Origin of the sequence: Pseudomonas sp. GOM7, assembly GCF_026723825.1 — a bacterium.
Taxonomy (GTDB): Bacteria; Pseudomonadota; Gammaproteobacteria; order Pseudomonadales; family Pseudomonadaceae; genus Aquipseudomonas.
Genome location: NZ_CP113519.1, coordinates 970,720 through 990,910, shown reverse-complemented (window position 1 = coordinate 990,910; position 20,191 = coordinate 970,720). Strand labels below are relative to the sequence as shown.

19 protein-coding genes and 1 pseudogene are annotated in these 20,191 nt (G+C 61.9%); 14 read left to right on the top strand and 6 right to left on the bottom strand.

Annotated features, from left to right (window positions below):
• Window positions 1-211: 211 nt before the first annotated feature.
• Both rpmA and rplU read right to left on the bottom strand, forming a co-directional pair.
• Window positions 212-469, bottom strand: a complete 258-nt coding sequence (gene rpmA / locus OU800_RS04480; RefSeq protein ID WP_268181504.1) for a 50S ribosomal protein L27 — start codon at window positions 467-469, stop codon at window positions 212-214.
• Window positions 470-506: 37 nt separating this feature from the next.
• Window positions 507-818, bottom strand: coding sequence for a 50S ribosomal protein L21 (gene rplU / locus OU800_RS04475; RefSeq protein WP_159973539.1), 312 nt, complete (start codon window positions 816-818; stop codon window positions 507-509).
• A gap of 350 nt (window positions 819-1,168) precedes the next feature.
• Between rplU and OU800_RS04470 the strand changes: the two genes are divergently transcribed.
• The gene (locus OU800_RS04470) at window positions 1,169-2,137 is read left to right on the top strand and encodes a polyprenyl synthetase family protein (RefSeq protein ID WP_268184185.1); all 969 of its coding nucleotides are present in this window, start codon (window positions 1,169-1,171) and stop codon (window positions 2,135-2,137) included.
• Window positions 2,138-2,267: 130 nt separating this feature from the next.
• On the opposite strand, the gene OU800_RS04465 is transcribed toward OU800_RS04470, so the two are convergent.
• Window positions 2,268-3,026 carry an SDR family oxidoreductase gene (locus tag OU800_RS04465; protein ID WP_268181502.1) on the bottom strand — a complete coding sequence of 253 codons (759 nt, stop codon included), beginning with the start codon at window positions 3,024-3,026 and terminating at the stop codon, window positions 2,268-2,270.
• 109 nt (window positions 3,027-3,135) lie between these two features.
• On the opposite strand from OU800_RS04465, the gene OU800_RS04460 reads away from it, so the two are divergent.
• The 12 genes and pseudogenes from OU800_RS04460 to OU800_RS04410 all read left to right on the top strand — a co-directional run bounded on the left by OU800_RS04460 (window position 3,136) and on the right by OU800_RS04410 (window position 14,603).
• Window positions 3,136-3,864 (top strand): HugZ family pyridoxamine 5'-phosphate oxidase, encoded by a 729-nt coding sequence (locus OU800_RS04460; RefSeq protein WP_268181500.1) that lies wholly within the window; start codon window positions 3,136-3,138, stop codon window positions 3,862-3,864.
• A gap of 286 nt (window positions 3,865-4,150) precedes the next feature.
• Window positions 4,151-4,600, top strand: coding sequence for an FxsA family protein (locus OU800_RS04455; RefSeq protein ID WP_268181498.1), 450 nt, complete (start codon window positions 4,151-4,153; stop codon window positions 4,598-4,600).
• Window positions 4,601-4,835: 235 nt separating this feature from the next.
• On the top strand, window positions 4,836-5,129 hold the full coding sequence (locus tag OU800_RS04450) for a co-chaperone GroES (RefSeq protein ID WP_021700385.1): 294 nt from the start codon (window positions 4,836-4,838) through the stop codon (window positions 5,127-5,129).
• Window positions 5,130-5,176: 47 nt separating this feature from the next.
• Window positions 5,177-6,823, top strand: a complete 1,647-nt coding sequence (gene groL / locus OU800_RS04445) for a chaperonin GroEL (protein ID WP_268181496.1) — start codon at window positions 5,177-5,179, stop codon at window positions 6,821-6,823.
• 137 nt (window positions 6,824-6,960) lie between these two features.
• Window positions 6,961-7,635, top strand: a complete 675-nt coding sequence (locus OU800_RS04440; protein ID WP_268181494.1) for a lipopolysaccharide kinase InaA family protein — start codon at window positions 6,961-6,963, stop codon at window positions 7,633-7,635.
• A 132-nt stretch (window positions 7,636-7,767) separates the two neighbouring features.
• On the top strand, window positions 7,768-8,001 hold the full coding sequence (locus tag OU800_RS04435; protein ID WP_268181492.1) for a hypothetical protein: 234 nt from the start codon (window positions 7,768-7,770) through the stop codon (window positions 7,999-8,001).
• A gap of 423 nt (window positions 8,002-8,424) precedes the next feature.
• Complete coding sequence (locus OU800_RS04430) at window positions 8,425-9,156, top strand: carbonic anhydrase (RefSeq protein WP_277373891.1); 732 nt, start codon at window positions 8,425-8,427, stop codon at window positions 9,154-9,156.
• A 64-nt stretch (window positions 9,157-9,220) separates the two neighbouring features.
• Window positions 9,221-10,732 (top strand): SulP family inorganic anion transporter, encoded by a 1,512-nt coding sequence (locus tag OU800_RS04425; protein ID WP_268181491.1) that lies wholly within the window; start codon window positions 9,221-9,223, stop codon window positions 10,730-10,732.
• A gap of 78 nt (window positions 10,733-10,810) precedes the next feature.
• On the top strand, window positions 10,811-11,014 hold the full coding sequence (locus OU800_RS04420) for a hypothetical protein (RefSeq protein ID WP_268181490.1): 204 nt from the start codon (window positions 10,811-10,813) through the stop codon (window positions 11,012-11,014).
• A 175-nt stretch (window positions 11,015-11,189) separates the two neighbouring features.
• The gene (locus OU800_RS04415) at window positions 11,190-12,980 is read left to right on the top strand and encodes an ABC transporter ATP-binding protein/permease (protein WP_268181489.1); all 1,791 of its coding nucleotides are present in this window, start codon (window positions 11,190-11,192) and stop codon (window positions 12,978-12,980) included.
• Window positions 12,981-13,215: 235 nt separating this feature from the next.
• Window positions 13,216-13,302 (top strand): annotated as a pseudogene (locus OU800_RS24185) (NYN domain-containing protein); the annotation flags it as partial.
• Between the two features lie 197 nt (window positions 13,303-13,499).
• A complete protein-coding gene (locus OU800_RS04410; RefSeq protein ID WP_268181488.1) occupies window positions 13,500-14,603 on the top strand; it encodes a protein kinase domain-containing protein in 1,104 nt (367 codons plus the stop codon).
• Window positions 14,604-15,171: 568 nt separating this feature from the next.
• On the opposite strand, the gene OU800_RS04405 is transcribed toward OU800_RS04410, so the two are convergent.
• The 3 genes from OU800_RS04405 to OU800_RS04395 all read right to left on the bottom strand — a co-directional run bounded on the left by OU800_RS04405 (window position 15,172) and on the right by OU800_RS04395 (window position 19,059).
• Window positions 15,172-15,999 carry an arylamine N-acetyltransferase family protein gene (locus OU800_RS04405; RefSeq protein WP_268181487.1) on the bottom strand — a complete coding sequence of 276 codons (828 nt, stop codon included), beginning with the start codon at window positions 15,997-15,999 and terminating at the stop codon, window positions 15,172-15,174.
• A gap of 122 nt (window positions 16,000-16,121) precedes the next feature.
• A complete protein-coding gene (locus OU800_RS04400) occupies window positions 16,122-17,618 on the bottom strand; it encodes a CoA-acylating methylmalonate-semialdehyde dehydrogenase (protein ID WP_268181486.1) in 1,497 nt (498 codons plus the stop codon).
• Between the two features lie 94 nt (window positions 17,619-17,712).
• Window positions 17,713-19,059: an aspartate aminotransferase family protein gene (locus OU800_RS04395; RefSeq protein ID WP_268181484.1), complete on the bottom strand. Its 1,347-nt coding sequence runs from the start codon at window positions 19,057-19,059 to the stop codon at window positions 17,713-17,715.
• 178 nt (window positions 19,060-19,237) lie between these two features.
• On the opposite strand from OU800_RS04395, the gene OU800_RS04390 reads away from it, so the two are divergent.
• On the top strand, window positions 19,238-20,155 hold the full coding sequence (locus OU800_RS04390) for a LysR family transcriptional regulator (RefSeq protein WP_268181483.1): 918 nt from the start codon (window positions 19,238-19,240) through the stop codon (window positions 20,153-20,155).
• The last annotated feature ends 36 nt before the right edge of the window (window positions 20,156-20,191 follow it).

The following is a 20,191-nucleotide window of genomic DNA, read 5'->3' as shown; positions in this document are numbered from 1 at the left end:
TGCCTCCCGCGTCATCAGCGGGCTGGGGGAACGCTTGCCGAATCATCCAGAACTAGCGGATTGGGCAAGCGCACCAAAGATACACAAATAAAAAAAACGCCTGGAGCGTTTTTTGACGTCGCCGGCGACGGCCCGGAGGGTTGCCGCCATGGATGGCGAGCCAATAAAAAAGCCCCGTCCTACGGACAGGGCTTTTCCAGCGCGTAGGCGATTAGGCCTGAACGACGCTCACGTAGCGACGGCCGAAAGCACCCTTCACTTCAAACTTGATCACGCCTTCGACTTTGGCGAAGAGGGTGTGATCCTTGCCCATGCCCACGCCGACGCCGGCATGGAACTGGGTGCCGCGCTGACGCACGATGATGTTGCCGGCCTTGATGACCTGACCACCGTACATCTTCACGCCAAGGCGTTTACTTTCGGAATCGCGGCCGTTACGGGTAGAACCGCCAGCTTTTTTGTGTGCCATGAGTCAATACTCCTATAAAGGGATCGGGGCCGACGAATCAGGCCTGGATGCCGGTGATTTTGATCTCAGTGAACCACTGACGGTGGCCCTGACGCTTCATGTGGTGCTTACGACGGCGGAACTTGATGATGCGAACCTTGTCGTGACGGCCTTGCGAAACGACTTCGGCGACCACTTTGGCACCGTCTACGACCGGGGCGCCGATCTTGACATCGTCGCCATTGGCAACCAGCAGAACGCGATCGAAGGTGATGGCTTCACCGGTGGCGACTTCGAGTTTCTCGACTTTCAGGAACTCGCCTTCGGCAACCTTGTATTGCTTGCCACCGGTAACAATTACTGCGTACATGGTAAATCTCCGTTGATCCTGCTCACCCAGCGCTTTAGAAGCATGATTATTGGCTGGCATGGCTGCTCGGGGCCGGAAGTGACACCCTTGCAATTGCGTAAGGCAGGGAAATGCCCAGGGGGAAGTTCAGGGTGCGCGATTGTACGCAAGCGGCAGGCAAGCTGCAAGCTGCAAGACGGATGGCCGCCCCCTGCAAGCTAAGCCAGTGTATCGGCAGAGCGACCGAGCGATGTCAAGCACCTGCCCAGCTTTTCTTGAAGCTTGCCGTTTGAGGCTTGGAGCTGCTTCCTTGACAGCCCATACCCTGCCACCTAGCATGCCGCGCAGTTTAGAAGGAGTGTGCCTTGTCGATGCAACCCCAGGCTTTTTACCGCGTGGTAGCGGACGATTTCACCGCCGTCGATGGCATCATTCGCCAGCAGGTGGTCTCGCGCGTGCCGCTGGTGGAAAAGATCGGCGACTATATCATCTCCGCCGGGGGCAAGCGCCTGCGGCCGCTGCTGGTGCTGCTCAGCGGTCGCGCTCTGGGCTACCAGCATGACGATCTGCGCCTGCTGGCCGCCACCATCGAATTCCTGCACACCGCCACCCTGTTGCACGACGACGTGGTCGACATGTCCGACATGCGCCGTGGCCGCAGCACCGCCAACGCCCAGTGGGGCAATGCACCCAGCGTGCTGGTGGGTGACTTCCTCTATTCCCGCTCGTTCGAGATGATGGTGCAGCTCGGCTCCATGCCGGTGATGAAGATTCTCTCCCACGCCACCCGCGTTATCGCCGAGGGCGAGGTGCTGCAACTGTCCAAGGTGCGCGACGCCAGCACCACGGAAGACACCTATATGGAAGTCATCCGCGCCAAGACCGCGATGCTGTTCGAGGCGTCGACCCACTCCGCCGCCGCCCTGGCCGGCGCCAGCGAAGCCCAGCGCGAGGCGCTGCTCACCTTCGGAGACCGCCTCGGCGTGGCCTTCCAACTGGTCGACGACCTGCTCGACTACAAGGGCGATGCCGCCGAGCTTGGCAAGAACGTCGGTGACGACCTGGCCGAAGGCAAGCCGACCCTGCCGCTGATCTACACCATGCGCGAAGGCAGCGAAGAGCAGGCCGCCCTGGTGCGCCGCGCCATCCAGAAAGGTGGCATCGAGGATCTGGAGAGCATCCGCGCCGCCGTGGAAGCCTCCGGCGCCCTGGAATACACCGCCCAGCTCGCTCGCGACTACGCCGAAGCCGCCATCACCTGCCTCGACGCACTGCCAGCTGGTGAATACCGCGACGCCCTGATCGAACTCAGCCGCTTCGCCGTGGCGCGCACGCACTGAGCCATGCGGCGGTGCGCACAGCGCACCCTACAGAAAAAACAGAACGCCGCCCGTAGGGTGCGCTGCGCGCACCATCAGCCACAAACAAAACGCCCCGAACCAGTCGGGGCGTTTTTCGTTCAGGTGCCGCTTACAAACGAATACCGCCATCGAGCTCGAGAATGCGCCCGGTGTAGTAATCGTTTTCCAGGATATAGGCCACCGAGTGCGCGATTTCGACCGGCTTGCCCATGCGCTTGAGCGGAATGCCGGCGGTCATCTTCTCCAGCGCCTCGGGCTTCATGCTGGCGGTCATCTCGGTTTCGATGAAGCCTGGCGCCACGCCTGCCACGCGGATGCCGTAGCGCGCCAGCTCCTTGGCCCAGACCACGGTATCGGCGGCGACACCGGCCTTGGCGGCGGAGTAGTTGGCCTGGCCCATGTTGCCAGCACGGGAAATGGAAGAAATGTTGACGATCGCGCCTTCGTTCTTCAGCTCGATCATCTTCGCCGCCACTTCGCGGGTGCAGAGGAACACGCCGGTCAGGTTGACGTCGATCACCGCCTGCCACTGCGCCAGGCTCATCTTGGTCATTTCGCCGTCCTTGACCTTGATGGTCAGGCCGTCACGCAGGATCCCGGCGTTGTTGACCAGGCCGTTGATGGCGCCGAAGTCCTCGGCCACCTGGGCCACCATGTGGGTGACCTGCTCTTCATTAGCCACGTTGCACAGGTAAGCCCGGGCATCGCCACCAGCAGCCTTGCAGGCAGCCACGGCCTCGTCGAGCTTCTCCTGATTGAGGTCGACCAGCGCCAGCCTGGCACCTCTGGCGGCCAGGTATTCGCCCATGGCACGCCCCAGCCCCTGGCAACCACCGGTGATGATGATGACTTTGTCTTTCAGTTGCATGGCTTATATCCCCTCGAAGTAACAGCATCAATCAACCCCGCCGGAGCCCTGAAGCGCTATGCTAGAGCGTCTGTCCGTTTATGACGGATCTTCTGCGAGGAGTCATAAGGTGAGCGTGAAAGCTGGCAAGCATGCACGAGAATTACTGCTCAAGGAATACCGTGGCGTGCTCAGTACCCATTCCAAGGCCATGCCCGGTTTTCCCTTCGGCTCGGTAGTCCCCTACTGCCTGGATGCCCAGGGCCATCCTCTCATCCTCATCAGCCGTATCGCCCAGCACACCCACAACCTCAAGCAGGACGCCAAGTGCTCACTGCTGATCGGCGAGCGCGGCGCAGAGGATGTGCAGGCAGCCGGCCGCCTCACTCTGCTCGCCGAAGCACGACAGTTGCATGACGAAGAGCAGATCGAAGCGGCCGCACAGCGTTATTACCGCTTTTTCCCCCAATCGCGCGACTACCACCGGGCGCATGACTTCGATTTCTGGCGCCTGGAACCGGTGCGCTGGCGCTTCATCGGGGGTTTTGGCGCCATCCACTGGCTCGACGAGGTGGCGTTGGCCAACCCCTTTGCCGCCGATGGCAGTGAAGCCGGCATGGTCGAGCACATGAATGCCGACCATGCCAGCGCCATCGCTCATTACGTACAACTGGCCGGCCTGCCCGATCATGAACCTGCACAGATGGCCGCTGTCGACTGTGAAGGCTTCCACCTGCGCATCGGCCAAAGCCTGTACTGGCTGGCCTTTCCAACACCCTGCAACAACCCGGGGCAGGTGCGTGAAGCCCTGGTGATGCTGGCCCGGGCCGAGCAATGGCCACAATCGACAGCCTCTTGAGGGCGTCTCTAAAAATGTAGGCGAGGCAGCCAGCACAAGACGCAACGACCAACGGGAGTAACAGCCAAAGGCTGGCCCGAAGGGTGAGCGCCAGCGAATCAAACAAGCGAAAAACGGCCGGGGTCGCGACCGACTTTACGAGTTGTAAATGAGCATTTTGAGCTTGTTTTTAACGCGGTGCTGGCAACGCAGGTAGTTTTTAGAGACGCTCTTCAGCTTGAATTCAGGCCACTACCCCATACTTACTCCTCATTGGAAGCTTGCTTCCGCCTAGGACTTCAAAGCCATGCGTGCCTTTCTGTTTCTGTTCCTGCTGTTCCCCATCATCGAACTGGCCGTGCTGATCAAGGTGGGCAGCGCCATCGGCGTACTGCCGACGATTCTGCTGGTGATCGGTACCGCCGTACTCGGCAGCGTGCTGCTGCGCGTGGCCGGTGTCGCCACCGCCTGGCGCGCCCGGGAAAAACTGGCCCGCGGCGAGATGCCCGAGCAGGAAATGCTCGAAGGCCTGCTGATCGCCGTCGGCGGTGGCCTACTGCTGCTGCCGGGCTTCATCAGCGACATCTTCGGCGTACTCTGCCTGATCCCCTTCACCCGTCGCCTGCTGGTGGGCAAGATCCGCCGCCGCGCCGAGGAACAGGCCCTGCGCCAACGCGCCTTCTTCGACGATGCCGCCGCCCGCGCCGGCAAGACCCATCCCAACGTGCTCGAAGGCGAGTACGAGCGTCGCGACTGATCCCTCCCACGGGCGCCCATTCGCGGCGCCCGCGTTGTAAAAAATTTTCATCCCGCCCCTTGAAATGCCCTGACCCGCCCACATGTAGCAGTCACCGCAAGGTGCCTGCCCATCGAGGCAGTCCGACTTTCGCGGTACGCCCAGCGTGCCGCTCCCGGCCTAGCCGGATTTTACAAACCCGCCGCCCAAGCAAGGGTCGGCAAGTTGGCCATTCAATTGTTAGGAGAGATCGACAATGAAGCTTCGTCCTCTGCATGACCGCGTCGTGATCCGTCGCAGCGAAGAAGAGACCAAAACCGCTGGCGGCATCGTGCTGCCGGGCTCGGCTGCCGAGAAGCCGAACCAGGGTGAGGTCGTTGCCGTCGGTACCGGTAAGGTTCTGGACAACGGCGAAGTACGTCCGCTGGCCGTCAAGGTTGGTGACAAGGTGGTATTCGGCCCCTACTCCGGCAGCAACACCGTCAAGGTTGACGGCGAAGACCTGCTGGTCATGGGCGAGCACGAAATTCTCGCCGTCATCGAAGCCTGATTCCCGCGAATCTCTGCATAACCGTCAAGAATTGAGGAGCTCTCAACATGGCTGCTAAAGAAGTCAAATTCGGCGATTCCGCCCGCAAGAAAATGCTCGTTGGCGTCAACGTCCTGGCTGACGCAGTAAAAGCCACCCTCGGCCCGAAAGGCCGTAACGTGGTACTGGCCAAATCCTTCGGCGCCCCGACCATCACCAAAGACGGTGTTTCGGTTGCCAAGGAAATCGAACTGAAAGACGCCTTCGAGAACATGGGCGCGCAACTGGTCAAAGACGTTGCCTCCAAGGCCAACGACGCTGCCGGTGACGGCACCACCACCGCTACCGTTCTGGCTCAGGCCATCGTCAACGAAGGTCTGAAGTCCGTCGCTGCCGGCATGAACCCGATGGATCTGAAGCGCGGCATCGACAAGGCCACCACCGCCATCGTCGCCCAACTGAAAGAGCTGGCCAAGCCGTGCACCGACTCCAAGGCCATCGCTCAGGTCGGCACCATCTCCGCCAACTCCGACAGCTCCATCGGTGACATCATTGCCGAAGCCATGAACAAGGTCGGCAAGGAAGGCGTCATCACCGTCGAAGAAGGCTCGGGCCTGGAAAACGAACTGTCCGTGGTAGAAGGCATGCAGTTCGACCGTGGCTACCTGTCCCCCTACTTCATCAACAAGCCGGACACCATGGTCGCCGAGCTGGACAGCCCGCTGCTGCTGCTGGTCGACAAGAAGATCAGCAACATCCGCGAACTGCTGCCGGTGCTGGAAGCCGTTGCCAAGGCTGGCCGTCCGCTGCTGATCGTGGCCGAGGACGTCGAAGGCGAAGCCCTGGCGACTCTGGTGGTCAACAACATGCGCGGCATCGTCAAGGTTGCTGCCGTCAAGGCACCGGGCTTCGGCGACCGTCGCAAGGCCATGCTGCAGGACATCGCCATCCTCACCGGCGGTACCGTGATCTCCGAAGAAGTCGGCCTGTCCCTGGAAAGCGCCACTCTGGAGCACCTGGGTAACGCCAAGCGCGTCGTGCTGAACAAGGACAACACCACCATCATCGATGGTGCTGGTGCCCAGGCCGACATCGAAGCCCGCGTTGCGCAGATCCGCAAGCAGGTCGAAGAAACCTCTTCCGACTACGACAAAGAGAAGCTGCAAGAGCGTCTGGCCAAGCTGGCTGGCGGTGTTGCTGTGATCAAGGTTGGCGCTGCCACCGAAGTCGAGATGAAAGAGAAGAAAGCCCGCGTCGAAGACGCCCTGCACGCCACCCGCGCTGCAGTGGAAGAAGGCGTGGTACCTGGCGGCGGCGTAGCCCTGGTGCGTGCTCTGCAGGCCATCGAAAGCCTGAAGGGCGACAACGAAGACCAGAACGTCGGTATCGCTCTGCTGCGCCGCGCTGTCGAAGCGCCGCTGCGTCAGATCGTGGCCAACGCTGGCGGCGAGCCGAGCGTCGTGGTCGACAAGGTCAAGCAGGGTTCGGGTAACTTCGGCTTCAACGCCGCGACCGACACCTACGGCGACATGATCGAGATGGGTATTCTCGACCCGGCCAAGGTGACCCGTTCGGCGCTGCAGGCTGCTGCCTCCATCGGCGGCCTGATGATCACCACCGAGGCCATGGTAGCCGACGCGGCTGACGACAAGGCTCCGGCCATGCCTGACATGGGTGGCATGGGCGGTATGGGTGGCATGGGCGGCATGATGTAAGCCGACCGGCTCCCTCGCTTCTAAAAGAACCCCGCGCTTGTCGCGGGGTTTTTTATGGACGCAGGAATGGTCTTTGCTTTAGTTTTCGTGCACGGCCGTTCAGGCTTCTTACGACACTCAAGCAGAAGAACAACAATATGACGGTGACTTATCAGCACGCCTTCCAGCACTGGTGGCAGCGCCAGGGTGACTGGGTCGAAGCACCCAATGTCCGTCGCAGTGGCGAAAGTGGCGTACAACGCCTGCTGGATGAAGACGGCGTGTTCTACGCCAAACGCCAGATCGGCCATATCTACCGCAGCCTGCTGCACCCCAAGGGGCGCCCTACCGTTCTGCGCGAGCGCAGCGCCCTGGTTGCTCTGAAAGAGCTGGGTGTCCCCGTACCACGCCTGGTCTATTGCGGCGTCGAACATGATCCGCAGCACGGCTGGCGCGGCATGTTGGTGACTCAAGCCCTGGAAGGCTTCGAGCACATCGAGCAATGGTATGCCCAGGGCGGGCGCGAAGCCTGCGGCGAGGCGCAGCATGCCCGCCTGCTGCAACAGATCGGTGCAACCCTGGCGCGCATGCACCTGGGCCGCTGGCAACACGGCTGCCTGTATGCCAAGCATGTATTCGTGCGCATGGATGGCGAACGCCCCCAGGTCGCCCTGCTCGATCTGGAAAAAAGCCGCCGCCGCCTCACTCGACGCCAGGCAGCCCATCATGACCTGCGCCAACTGCGCCGCCACAGCCCGTGGAACGATGCCGACTGGGCACAATTGCTCGCTGGCTATGCCCAGGTGTATCCCGGCGGTCTGAAAAATCTCTGAGTGGCCCGAATAAGCGTTATCGTGCTGCCTCCCTCGCCAACGGATAACCGTTCGTCAGGAAGTACTTGAACTCCGCCAGTTTCGGCTAGGGTTACCCAGACACGCTCGCCGTACTTTCAAAGGGTTAGCAAGATGAAACTAGAAATCGCTAGAGGTCTGTTCTTCGCTGCTGCCCTGGGTGTCACGGCAGTGGCGGCAGCCGCCTGGCAAGAACCCGGCCCACGCGTGCTGGATGCCCGCGACTGCAGCACGGCACCCTGCCCCATCGCTCCGGTTCGCAAACAAGTGCAGACCGAGCTGGAACCGGACGCCAACCTCCTGCTGCTCATGTTCGGCCTGCAAACAGCCATGAAGGGCGAGCAGTAACCGCCGGACGAGGCTCAGGCCCCGTGATGGGCCGGAACGCCGACCGCTCGTAGCGCCAGCGAGCGCCCACCGAAGCGATCCAACCGGGTAGCTGCCTCAACGATAACCAGCCCCGTAGGGTGGGTTCAGGAGCGCCAGCGAACACCCCACCGCAGCAGCACAACCCGCTGCCTTCAGCACGCATGCCCTCCCTAAAATACCCGCTCAGGCCACGCAACGGCGCACTGTTCGCTGCGCTTCTGAGTGCGCCCTACCGATGACTCGCACGCCCACAAAACGGCCGCATAGTGGCGTTTTAGAGCCGCGCGGTTCAGTTTTGGTTAAGTAAGAATCCTTATCGTTGCTCCGGAAGTGACCGACAGGTCACAGGCGTTTGGTCAGCAGTCGAGAACGTCACTCAGGAAAATGACAGGAGATGCAACGATGAACTCAACCGCTACCCGAACCGACAACACCCTGCGCCCCGTACCCAAGGATCAGGCCCAGGCTGCCCTGCATCAGTTGGTACAGGGCTTTCGGCGCTTTCGTCAGGAGGTCTATCCGCAGCAGCAGGCGCTGTTCAAGCGCCTGGCTTCGGCACAAGCACCCAGCGCCATGTTCATCACCTGCGCAGACTCGCGCATCGTCCCCGAACTGATCACGCAGAGCGACCCCGGCACCCTGTTCGTCACCCGTAACGTGGGTAACGTGGTGCCGCCCTATGGGCAGATGAACGGCGGCGTCTCCACTGCCATCGAGTATGCGGTGCTCGCTCTCGGCGTAAAGCACATCATCGTCTGCGGCCACTCCGACTGTGGTGCGATGAAAGCCGTGCTCAACCCCGCCAGCCTCGACGGCATGCCCACGGTGCGCGCCTGGCTGCGCCACGCCGAAGTGGCACGCAGCGTCGTGGCGGACAACTGCAGTTGCGGCAGCGCCCATGAAACCCTCGGCGTGCTGACCGAAGAAAACGTCGTCGCCCAGCTCGACCACCTGCGCACCCACCCCTCGGTCGCCGCGCGCCTGGCCAGCGGCCAGTTGCACATCCACGGCTGGGTCTACGACATCGACAGCGGCGGCATCCGTGCCTATGACGCCGCCTCGGGCAGCTTCCTGCCGCTGGATGGCGACGAGCAGCCCTGCGCCACCCCGCAACCGCGCTACGCCAGCGCCTGACGTTCCACTCTCTGGCTCCCGGCCCACAAGGCCGGTGGGCACCCTTTTGCCAGGAGACAGCCTTATGAATGTATTTCGCACACTGCCACGGGACGCGCTGGCGTCCGTGGTGGTCTTTCTCGTCGCCCTGCCCTTGTGCATGGGTATCGCCATCGCCTCCGGCATGCCGCCGGCCAAGGGCCTGATCACCGGCATCATCGGCGGTCTGGTGGTCGGTTTCATCGCCGGTGCGCCGCTGCAGGTCAGCGGCCCGGCGGCCGGCCTCGCCGTGCTGGTGTTCGAGCTGGTGCGCACCCACGGCATGGCCGCGCTCGGCCCAGTGCTGTTGCTGGCCGGGTTGATCCAGCTCGCCGCCGGCACCCTGCGCCTCGGTGGCTGGTTTCGCGTCACCGCACCGGCAGTGGTCTACGGCATGCTCGCCGGCATCGGTATTCTCATCGTGCTATCGCAGGTGCATGTGATGATCGACGCCTCGCCCCAGGCGTCTGGCCTGGATAACCTGCTGGCCTTCCCCGGTGCGGTGCGCGACGCCCTGAACCTGGCCGGAGGCAATGCCATGATCGCCGGCCTGGTGGGCCTCGGCACCATCGCCAGCATCTGGCTGTGGGAGCGCTATCGCCCGGCGCCCGTGCGCTTTTTGCCCGGCGCTCTGGTCGGCGTGACCCTCGCTACCCTGGTCAGCCTGTGGCTGGCACTGCCGGTCAAGCGCGTGGAACTGCCGGCCAACCTCGGCGATGCCATCGACTGGATCACCCCGCAGGGGCTGGCCAGCCTGGCCGATCCGCAGTTGCTGGTCGCCGCCCTGGCCCTGGCCTTTATCGCCAGCGCCGAGACGTTGCTATCCGCTGCGGCGGTGGATCGCATGCATGACGGCCCGCGCGCACGCTTCAACCGTGAACTCTCCGCCCAGGGTATCGGCAACATCCTCTGCGGTGCGGTCGGCGCCCTGCCGATGACCGGCGTGATCGTGCGCAGTTCGGCCAACGTCCAGGCCGGTGCCCGTGGTCGTGCTTCCACCATCCTCCATGGCGCCTGGCTGCTGGCCCTGGTGGCCTTGCTACCCGGCGTGCTGCAGAGCATTCCGGTAGCCAGCCTCGGTGCGGTGCTGGTGTACACCGGCTGCAAGCTGGTCGATCCCAAGGCCATGCGCAGCCTCGGCCAGTACGGGCGCATCCCCGTCATCATCTACGCGGCCACGGCGCTGTGCATCGTCTTCACCGATCTGCTGACCGGTGTGCTGGTGGGCTTCGCCCTGACCCTGCTGAAACTGGTATGGAACGCCTCGCGCCTGCGCGTGAAGCTGGTGCCCACCGGCGCAGACAGCGCCGAGCTGCGCATGAGCGGCGCTGCCACCTTCCTGCGCGTGCCACAGCTGGCCAAGGTGCTGGCCAGCGTCGAGCCCGGCACCCGCGTGCACCTGAGCCTGGCGCGGGTCAGCTACATCGACCACGCCTGCATGGAACTGCTAGAAGACTGGGGTCGTTCCGCGCGCGCCCAGGGCGGTGGCCTGGAGATAGTCGAAGGGGCGGCGCTGAAACGGCGCGTGGAAGGTCGACAGCGCACGGCACTGGCCTGACAGATTGCGCATGGTGGCACATACAAATCAGGCGAAATCGGTCACTCTATGAGCCAGTGCCCCCACCTGGAAACCACCATGCGCCTGTCCCATCTCTGCACCCTTGCCCTACTGCTCACCCTTGCCGCCTGTGGCGCCGGTGAAACCGCCGCCACCGCCAGCCTGCAAGCCAAGCAAGCGCAACAGGCCCAGCAGCAGATGGAGCAACTCAAGCAGCAGATCGACCAGGCCAACGCGGCCAGCAATCAGCGCCTGCAAGAGGCGCTGAAGCAGGCGCAATAGCAACAGCCGTTGGCAACCTGAACGGCAGCCGTCTGACGTTTACAAAAGCTGCCACAGCAGGAACCAACGAAACGGCGAAAAGTCTGCAACACAGGCGTATAACTCACGCCTTCAGTCTCGGCAGCCGGCCCTCCGGCATTCCCTCCCTGTCGAAGCATCGCGGAACCCACACCTTATGGATTGGCACCAAGCCCTTACCGACAGCCTGATCTGGCTGGCCATCGCCTCACTGTGCACCCTTGTCGGCTTCACCCTCACCGCCCTCGCCCTGGTACGCTTCACCCGCTGGGGCGGGCAGTTCTGGCAGATCGCCGGGCCCTACCTGAACCCGCGCAACAGTTGGCGACCGCTGGCGACCTTCGCCCTGCTCCTGCTTCTGTCGCTGTTCGCGGTGCGCATGAACGTGCTGTTCTCCTTCTGGTACAACGGCTTCTACAGCGCCCTGCAGGAGCTGGATCAGAAGGCGTTCTGGTTCATGCTGGGCATCTTCGCCATTCTCGCCAGCATCCACGTGGCGCGGGCGCTGTTCGACTTCTACGTCAACCAGGCGCTGAGCATTCACTGGCGCACCTGGCTCAACCAGCGCCTGACCGATGACTGGCTCAAGGGCGATGCCTACTACCGTGGCCAGTTCCTCGACCAGCCGATCGACAACCCCGACCAACGCATCGAGCTGGACGTCGCCGCTTTCGTCTCCGGCTCGCTCAAGCTCTCGCTCGGCGCGGTCAGCTCGCTGGTCTCGCTGGTGGCCTTCAGCGCCATTCTCTGGGGGCTGTCCGCACCGCTGACGGTGGCCGGCGTGGAGATCCCACGAGCGATGGTGTTCGCCGTATACATCTACGTGATCATCGCCACACTGATCGCCTTCCGCCTAGGCCGCCCGTTGATCCGCCTGAACTTCCTCAACGAGCAACGCTCGGCCAACTTCCGTTATGCCCTGGTGCGCCTGCGTGAATACGCCGAGAACGTCGCCTTCTACCAGGGCCGCGACGTGGAACGGCGTACCCTGCTGGGCCGCTTCGCCGCACTGGTGGAAAACCTCTGGGCGCTGGTCTACCGAACCCTGAAATTCGACGGATTCAACCTTGGCGTCAGCCAGGTGGCCGTGGTCTTTCCCTTCATCATCCAGGCGCCGCGCTTCTTCAGTGGCGCCATCAAGCTCGGCGACGTGATGCAGACCGCGCAGGCCTTCGGCCAGGTGCAGGACGCCCTGTCGTTCTTCCGCAGCAGCTACGATGCCTTCGCCCAGTACCGCGCCACCCTCGACCGCCTGAGCGGCCTGCTCGACGCCAACCAACAGGCCCGCGAACTGCCCCACGTCACCACCAGCGCCCAAGCCAGCGGCCTGCACGTCGAGAACCTGCACCTGCAACGCCCGGACGGCCAACTGCTGGTTGATGGCCTCAACCTCGACCTGCACCCCGGCCAGGCCCTGCTGGTGCGCGGCCCTTCCGGCTGCGGCAAGACCACCCTGCTACGCGCCCTCGCCGGCCTCTGGCCCTACGCCGATGGCCAAGTGGCGCGGCCCACCGGGCACCAGGCGCTGTTCCTCGCCCAACGCCCGTACCTGCCGCTGGGCGACCTGCGCAGCGCATTGGCCTACCCCGCCGAACCGGGCGATGACCGCGAGCGCATGCAACAGGTGCTGGAACAAGTTTGCCTGCCGCACCTGGCAGGTCGTCTGGACGAACCCGGCGACTGGAGCCGCGTCTTGTCCCTGGGTGAACAACAACGCCTGGCCTTCGCCCGCCTGCTCTACAACCGCCCTGCAGTGGCCTTCCTTGACGAATCCAGCTCGGCCATGGACGAAGGGTTGGAACAGTCGCTCTACACCCTGCTGCGCCGCGAACTGCCCGACACCCTGCTGATCAGCGTCGGCCACCGCCACACTCTCGCCGCCTTCCACAGCCACCAGCTCGATCTGGATGGCAAAGGGGGTTGGCAGTTGAGCAGTCGCAACGGCTAACAGGCTGTTGAAAAACTACCTGCGTTGGCAATACTGCGTTAAAAACAGCCTCAAAATGCTCATTTACAGCGCGTAAACTGCGCTTTTTCGGCTGTTTTTGCCTTGTCTTGCCTTCCTCGCCTACGTTTTTCAACGACCTGCTTAAAGCTCAAAAGCGCGCCATAGCCATTTGGGACTATGGCGCCAAGCCATCATTTCGCAGTAATGTCTGGGCATCACCCCGCAAGGATGCCCCATGGCCAGCAAGCCCTCCCCCTCCCGCCAGCATAAACATCTCGCTGTTTTGATCGATGCGGATAATGCGTCGGTCGCTATTGCTAAATAGCTTTATTGAATCCAATTAAACAGCGAAAAAGATTCGCCCCACATACAATAGTCACTCGCTAAGCACATACTAGAAATCTCCAAATCCATGAAAAGATACAAAACCCAGCACTAAAGAAACCCGCTAGGGAACATAGTTCGAAAAGCGCCCTAAAAATTCAGATAATTCAAATCTATCTAAAGGATAGTAATAGAGTGAATGCTGCAAGCCTCCTAACAAAAGACCAAATATATAGCTTCTTTCCGCTCATCAAAGAGCGATACATTCTAGAAGGAGACAAGGCAATTGGAGAAGAAAGCGGCTTCGGAGCTGTCTGGCGCGCCAAAGATCGCTGGATTGACAGTATAGTAGCAATTAAAATTAGCAATATAAATCTTGCAGATGAAATAAAAATATGCAGAGAAGCAGCAGAAACCGTTAGGGTATTTGATGTATATCGCTCCCCAAACGGGTGGCACGCCTACACAATGGAACACCTAGATTATCCTTGGAAGACTCTTTCCAGCCACATAAAAACACGGCGATACAAGAAAAACAACATACAGCACTACTTTGACTCCTTTGAAATCATTAGAGGAGTCCTTCACGGACTAAGCAAATTACATGGAAAACCATACCAGAGGGGCGGAAAATATATTCACGCCGACATCAAACCATCAAACATATTTTTCTATACAAAAGTAAAAAAGCGGCCCCACACTGTGTTTAGAATGCCCGAAGCCACAGAAATAATAAAAATAATAGATCTTGGCGTTGGAGTTGAAAAAGGGAAAAGTATAATCGGTTACACCCCCTTATACCGGCCACCAGGAGTAGACACAGCAGAGCCAGGCTATGACCTGTATGCGACAGCCATTTCCTTTATAGAGCTGCTTACTGGAAAAGCTCCTTCTCACGACCTACTCAAGCATAAATCTAGACTAAAAAAGCTACTCAACAGCCACTCCTCCGGATCGATATACATTGATGAAATCGCATTGAATTTTGCGACAAAATGCAAAAATTCTGCCACTCAAAAAGCCACAACCGCTACGTCCCTTATAAATCAGCTAGACAAAGAACTATTTAATCTAGAGCCATTAAAACTAATCTGCCTAAAAGCTCTAGCCAGCGCTCCATTTAGTGAAGGAACAAAATCAGAACTAACTGAAATCCTTTACCCTGCCATCTCCAAATACTGGGGCTGGAAAAGAACGAGTTCTAAACGCAGAGATCTTATTGGTGATTACATTTCTGCATTGCGCGATGAAGGATTTATCCAAACCGGAAGCTCTAAACGAATGTACAAGACAAAATAAGACATGGAGCAAGTAAGGTGGACAACGCGAAGCTTATCCACCATGCCTGGTAGCGCATCGGTCTCCAGTTCTGCACCGACGGCCCCCGTCAGAAGGCCGAACGGAATCGTTGCGTAGAGGGTTGAGCGGCATGGATGCCGCGACGACTACATGGATGTAGGAGGTAGAGCGACGCAGGATGCCAAAGCCGAGAGCCGCGATGGGCCAGGGATGGCCCTTCGTCGGGGGCCGCCTAGGTCGGGCCCTCGGAGCGACGATGGAGTGAGGGAAGTCGAGCGCAGCATGACGGGGACGCCTAGTTCCGGATGGTGGGGCATAGACCTTTTGGTTCCTTTTGGCGGGGCCGGCCATCCGGGCGTTTGCCAAAGGAAACTCGCCCGAGGGGGGCGAAACAAGAAGGTTCAGGTAATGCTGAAGCGGCGTCGAAGTGCCAGATCAAAAGCGCCCTCTCCCCTAGCCCCTCTCCCGCAAGCGGGAGAGGGGAACGGTTCGGTGCAGAACCTGAAACGCCCAAGCGGCTGCAAACTCTTTCGCGGCTAAAGCCCCTCCCACAAGAGCCTGCAGCCGCTCAGCCCTGTGCCATCGAGCGCTCGATGAGGCTGTGCAGCTCCGGATGCTCCGGCACGCGAATCCCGAACTCCTCCCGCAGCACCCTCAGCACCTCATCGACGCTCTGCAACTGCACCCGCTCACTCGCCTGCCCCAGGCGGTGGATGGCGAAGCTGCCGTTGTTCAGGCTCTTGCGCAGGCCTGGGCCAGTGCGGGCGGCGATCATCTGGCCAAGAAAGGGCGAATCCGGATGGGTGCACACGTACCAGTTACCGACCACGTAATCGATATCCGCCACATGCTGCAGATCGAACCGGTACATCGCCCGCCAGGTTCCAGCCACCAATGCACGCAGGGTGTAGGTGCCGTCCACCGATGTCAGGCGATAGGGCTCATGGGGCGTGGCCTGCTCTGCCTCGCTGTCCAGCAGCAACGGGCCGGTGGGCACCATACCGCCGAAACCGACATCGGTGATGTAGCGCAGGCCATCGAGGGTCACCAGTACCAACATATGAGTGCGAGCCGGCTGGGCATCCTCCGGGCCGTTCAGGAGCACGCGCCCGGTCAGCCCGCGCGCGTCGAAGCCCAGCGCCTGCAACAGCAGCAGGAACAGGCGGTTGAGCTCGAAGCAGTAACCGCCTCGCCCCTGGCGCAGCAGCTTGTCCTGGATCGCGGCAGGCTCGACCTCCACCGGCACGCGCAGCAGACAGGTCAGGGTTTCAAAGGGGAATTGTGCCGTGTGCCGCGCCTGCAATTCGCGCAAGGTGTCGAGGGTCGCCGGTGGCGCCGAGGCATAGCCCAGACGCCCCAGGTAAGTGTGAAGATCCAGCTTGAATGCTTCGCTCATCGTGCTTCTCCCTTGCTTGTCTGACGGTCGTTTTATCAGAGCTGGCAGAGGAGAGATATGCATGGCGCCCATAACGAAAAGGCCGGTCTTGCGACCGGCCTTCGTTTACCGCCTCAACTCACTCAGCCATTGCTGGGGAAGGCGAACTGCGCGGCCTCGTGGCTCTTGCGTGCCGGCCAGCGCTGGGTGATGGCCTTCTTGCGGGTGTAGAAGCGCACACCATCCGGGCCGTAGGCGTGCAGGTCGCCGAACAGCGAGCGCTTCCAGCCGCCGAAGCTGTGGTAGCTCACCGGCACCGGCAGCGGCACGTTGACGCCGACCATGCCCACTTCGATCTCGTCGCAGAACAGGCGCGCGGCTTCACCGTCACGGGTGAAGATGCAGGTGCCGTTGCCGTACTCGTGATCGTTGATCAGTTGCATGGCCTCTTCCAGGCTGCCGACGCGGACGATGCACAGCACTGGGCCGAAGATTTCGTCGGTGTAGATGGTCATGTCCGGGGTCACCTTGTCGAACAGGGTGCCACCGACGAAGAAGCCGTTCTCGTTACCCGGCACCACCAGGCCGCGACCGTCGACCACCAGCTTGGCGCCCTGGGCCACACCAGCGTCGATGTAGCCCTTGACCTTGTCGCGCGCAGCCGCGGTGACCAGCGGGCCCATGTCCAGCCCGCAGGAGGTGCCGGCACCGATCTTCAGCGCCTGGATCTGCGGGACGATCTTCTCCACCAGTGCGTCGGCGATCTGGTCGCCCACGCACACGGCCACCGAGATGGCCATGCAGCGCTCGCCGCAGGAGCCGTAGGCCGCGCCCATCAGGGCGCTGACGGCGTTGTCCAGGTCGGCATCGGGCATCAGCACGGCGTGGTTCTTCGCGCCGCCCAGGGCCTGCACGCGTTTGCCGCGCTTGGTGCCTTCGCTGTAGATGTATTCGGCGATCGGGGTCGAGCCAACGAAGCTCAGGGCCTTGACCTCGGGCGCTTCGATCAGGCCGTCGACCGCGTCCTTGTCGCCGTTGACCAGGTTCAGCACGCCCTTGGGCAGGCCGGCCTGGTGCAGCAGCTCGGCGATGAACAGTGTGGAGCTGGGGTCGCGCTCGGAGGGCTTGAGGATGAAGCAGTTGCCGCAGACGATGGCCAGCGGGTACATCCACAGCGGCACCATGGCCGGGAAGTTGAACGGGGTGATGCCGGCCACCACGCCGACCGGCTGCAGGTCGGTCCAGGCGTCGATGTTCGGGCCGACGTTGCGGCTGTATTCGCCCTTGAGAATTTCCGGGGCGGCGCAGGCGAATTCGACGTTCTCGATACCGCGCTTGAGTTCACCGACGGCGTCCTCAATGGTCTTGCCATGCTCGGCGCTGATCAGCGCGGCGATTTCGTTCTCGTTCTGCTCCAGCAGTTGCTTGAAGCGGAACATGATCTGCGCGCGCTTGGCCGGCGGGGTGTTGCGCCAGGCCGGGAAGGCGGCCTTGGCGGCGTCGATGGCCAGTTGCAAGGTGGCGCGGTCGGCCAGGCCGACGGCTGTGGTGGAATCGCCGGTAGAGGGGTTGAATACCGGGGCGGTGCGGCCAGTGCCGGTCACGCGTTCGCCGTTGATCAGGTGAGGAATTTGGCTCATGGGGTTCTCCATCAAGAAATCGGGTGCTGGGGAGAGACGCCCTCTCCCCCGGCCCCCGCTCCGCGCCCCGCAGGTGGGAGAGGGGAGCAAGGCATCAGTCGAGTTTGTTCAGCACGTCGCCGACGGCGTTGAACACGCGGTCGAGGTCTTCGATCTTGGCGTTGAAGGTCGGGCCGAACTGCAGGGTGTCGCCACCGAAGCGCACGTAAAAGCCGGCCTTCCACAGGGCCATGCCGGCCTCGAAAGGGCGTACCACGGCGTCGCCGTCACGCGGGGCGATCTGCAGGGCGCCAGCCAGGCCGCAATTGCGGATGTCGACGATGTGCTTGGTGCCCTTCAGGCCATGCAGGGCGGCCTCGAACTTCGGCGCAAGCTCGGCGGATTGCTGGATCAGGTTCTCGCGCTTGAGCAATTCCAGCGTCGCCAGGCCAGCGGCGCAAGCCACAGGGTGCGCTGAGTAGGTGTAGCCGTGGGTGAATTCGATCATGTGCTCCGGCGATGGCTGCTGCATGAAGGTGCTGTAGATCTCGCTGCTGGCGATCACCGCGCCCAGAGGGATGGCGCCGTTGGTGATCTGCTTGGCGACGTTCATCAGATCCGGGGTGACGCCGAAGTATTCCGCGCCGCTCCACTTGCCCATGCGGCCGAAGCCGGTGATCACTTCGTCGAAGATCAGCAGGATGTTGTGCTGCGTGCAGATCTCGCGCAGGCGCTGCAGGTAGCCCACCGGCGGCACGATGGCGCCAGCGGAGCCGGACATCGGCTCGACGATCACCGCGGCGATGTTGGAGGCGTCGTGCAGTTCGATCAGTTTGAGCAGCTCGTTGGCCAGCTCCACGCCGCCGGTTTCGGCCATGCCCTTGGTGAAGGCCAGGTGCGGCTGCAGGGTGTGCGGCAGGTGGTCGGCGTCCATGAACTGACCGTACATCTTGCGGTTGCCGCCGATGCCACCGAGCGAGGTGCCAGCGATGTTGACGCCGTGGTAGCCACGGGCGCGGCCAATGAACTTGGTCTTAGCCGGCTGACCTTTCAGGCGCCAGTAGGCCTTGGCCATCTTCACTGCGGTATCGGCGCACTCGGAGCCGGAGCCGGTGAAGAACACATGATTCAGCTCGCCTGGCATGAGGTCGGCGACCTGCTCGGCCAGCTTGAACGACAGCGGATGGCCGTACTGGAAGCCTGGCGAATAATCGAGGGTGCCGAGTTGCTTGGCCACGGCCTCCTGAATTTCCTTGCGCGAGTGACCGGCGCCGCAAGTCCACAGGCCGGACAGACTGTCGTAAACCTTGCGCCCGCTATCGTCGGTGAGCCAGTTGCCTTCAGCCGCCACGATCAGGCGCGGGTCGCGCTGGAAGTTGCGGTTGGCGGAGAACGGCATCCAGTGCGCATCCAGCTTGAGCTGGCTGGCCAGGGATGGGGTTGCAGTCTGCGGCATGTTCATTGGGGTGGCCTCGACAGTGGCGGCGTGATCAGGAGCAAGGTGGGAGGGGCTTTAGCCGCGACTGTCGCTGCTGAAGCGCCTCCCACTGGTATAGCGTCTGTTGCCAGCAAAGGTGCCACGGGCATAGAGTCAGTAAAACAACACTTTTCTTAACTTCAGTTCAGAGCCCACTAAACAGATGAGCAGCCGCCGCCCCGATCCACTGGCCCAGGTCAGTGACTTTGAAATCCGCCTGCTCAAACTGTTTCGCAGCGTGGTGGAATGCGGCGGTTTTTCCGCTGCAGAGAGTGCCCTGGGTATCGGCCGCTCGGCCATCAGCCAGCAGATGAGCGATCTGGAGCAACGCCTCGGCCTGCGCCTGTGCCAGCGTGGCCGCGCCGGCTTCGCCCTGACCGAGGAAGGCCGCGAGGTGTATCAGAGCACCCTGCAACTGCTGGCGGCACTGGAGAGTTTTCGCACCGAGGTCAATGGCCTGCACCAGCACCTGCGCGGCGAGTTGAATATCGGCCTGACCGACAACCTGGTGACCATCCCGCACATGCGCATCACCAACGCCCTGGCTCGGCTCAAGGTGCAGGGGCCGGACGTGCGCATCAATATCCGCATGACGCCACCCTCGGAGGTGGAACAGGGCGTGCTCGACGGGCGCCTGCACATCGGCGTGGTGCCGCAGGTCGGCGCCCTCTCCGGCCTGGAATACCAGGCGCTGTACGACGAGCGCTCGCTGCTCTACTGCGCGGTCGGCCACCCGCTGTTCTATGTCGATGACCAACAACTGGAGGACGAGCGGCTCAACGCTCAGGAGGCCATCGCCCCGACCTTCCGCGTGCCGCCCGAAGTACAGAGCCATTACCAGGCACTGAACTGCACGGCCAGCGCCTCGGATCGCGAAGGCATGGCCTTCCTCATCCTCACCGGGCGTTACATTGGTTACCTTCCGGATCACTATGCCCAGGCCTGGGTGCAGCAGGGACGCCTGCGCGCCCTCAAGGCCAGCAGCCGCTTCTACGACATCAACCTGGCCGCCGTGACGCGCAAGGGGCGTCGTGCGCATCTGGTATTGGAGAGTTTTCTCGAAGCCCTGGCCGAAGGTTGAGACGCCGCACCACCGGCGTGCACGATGCTTCATCGC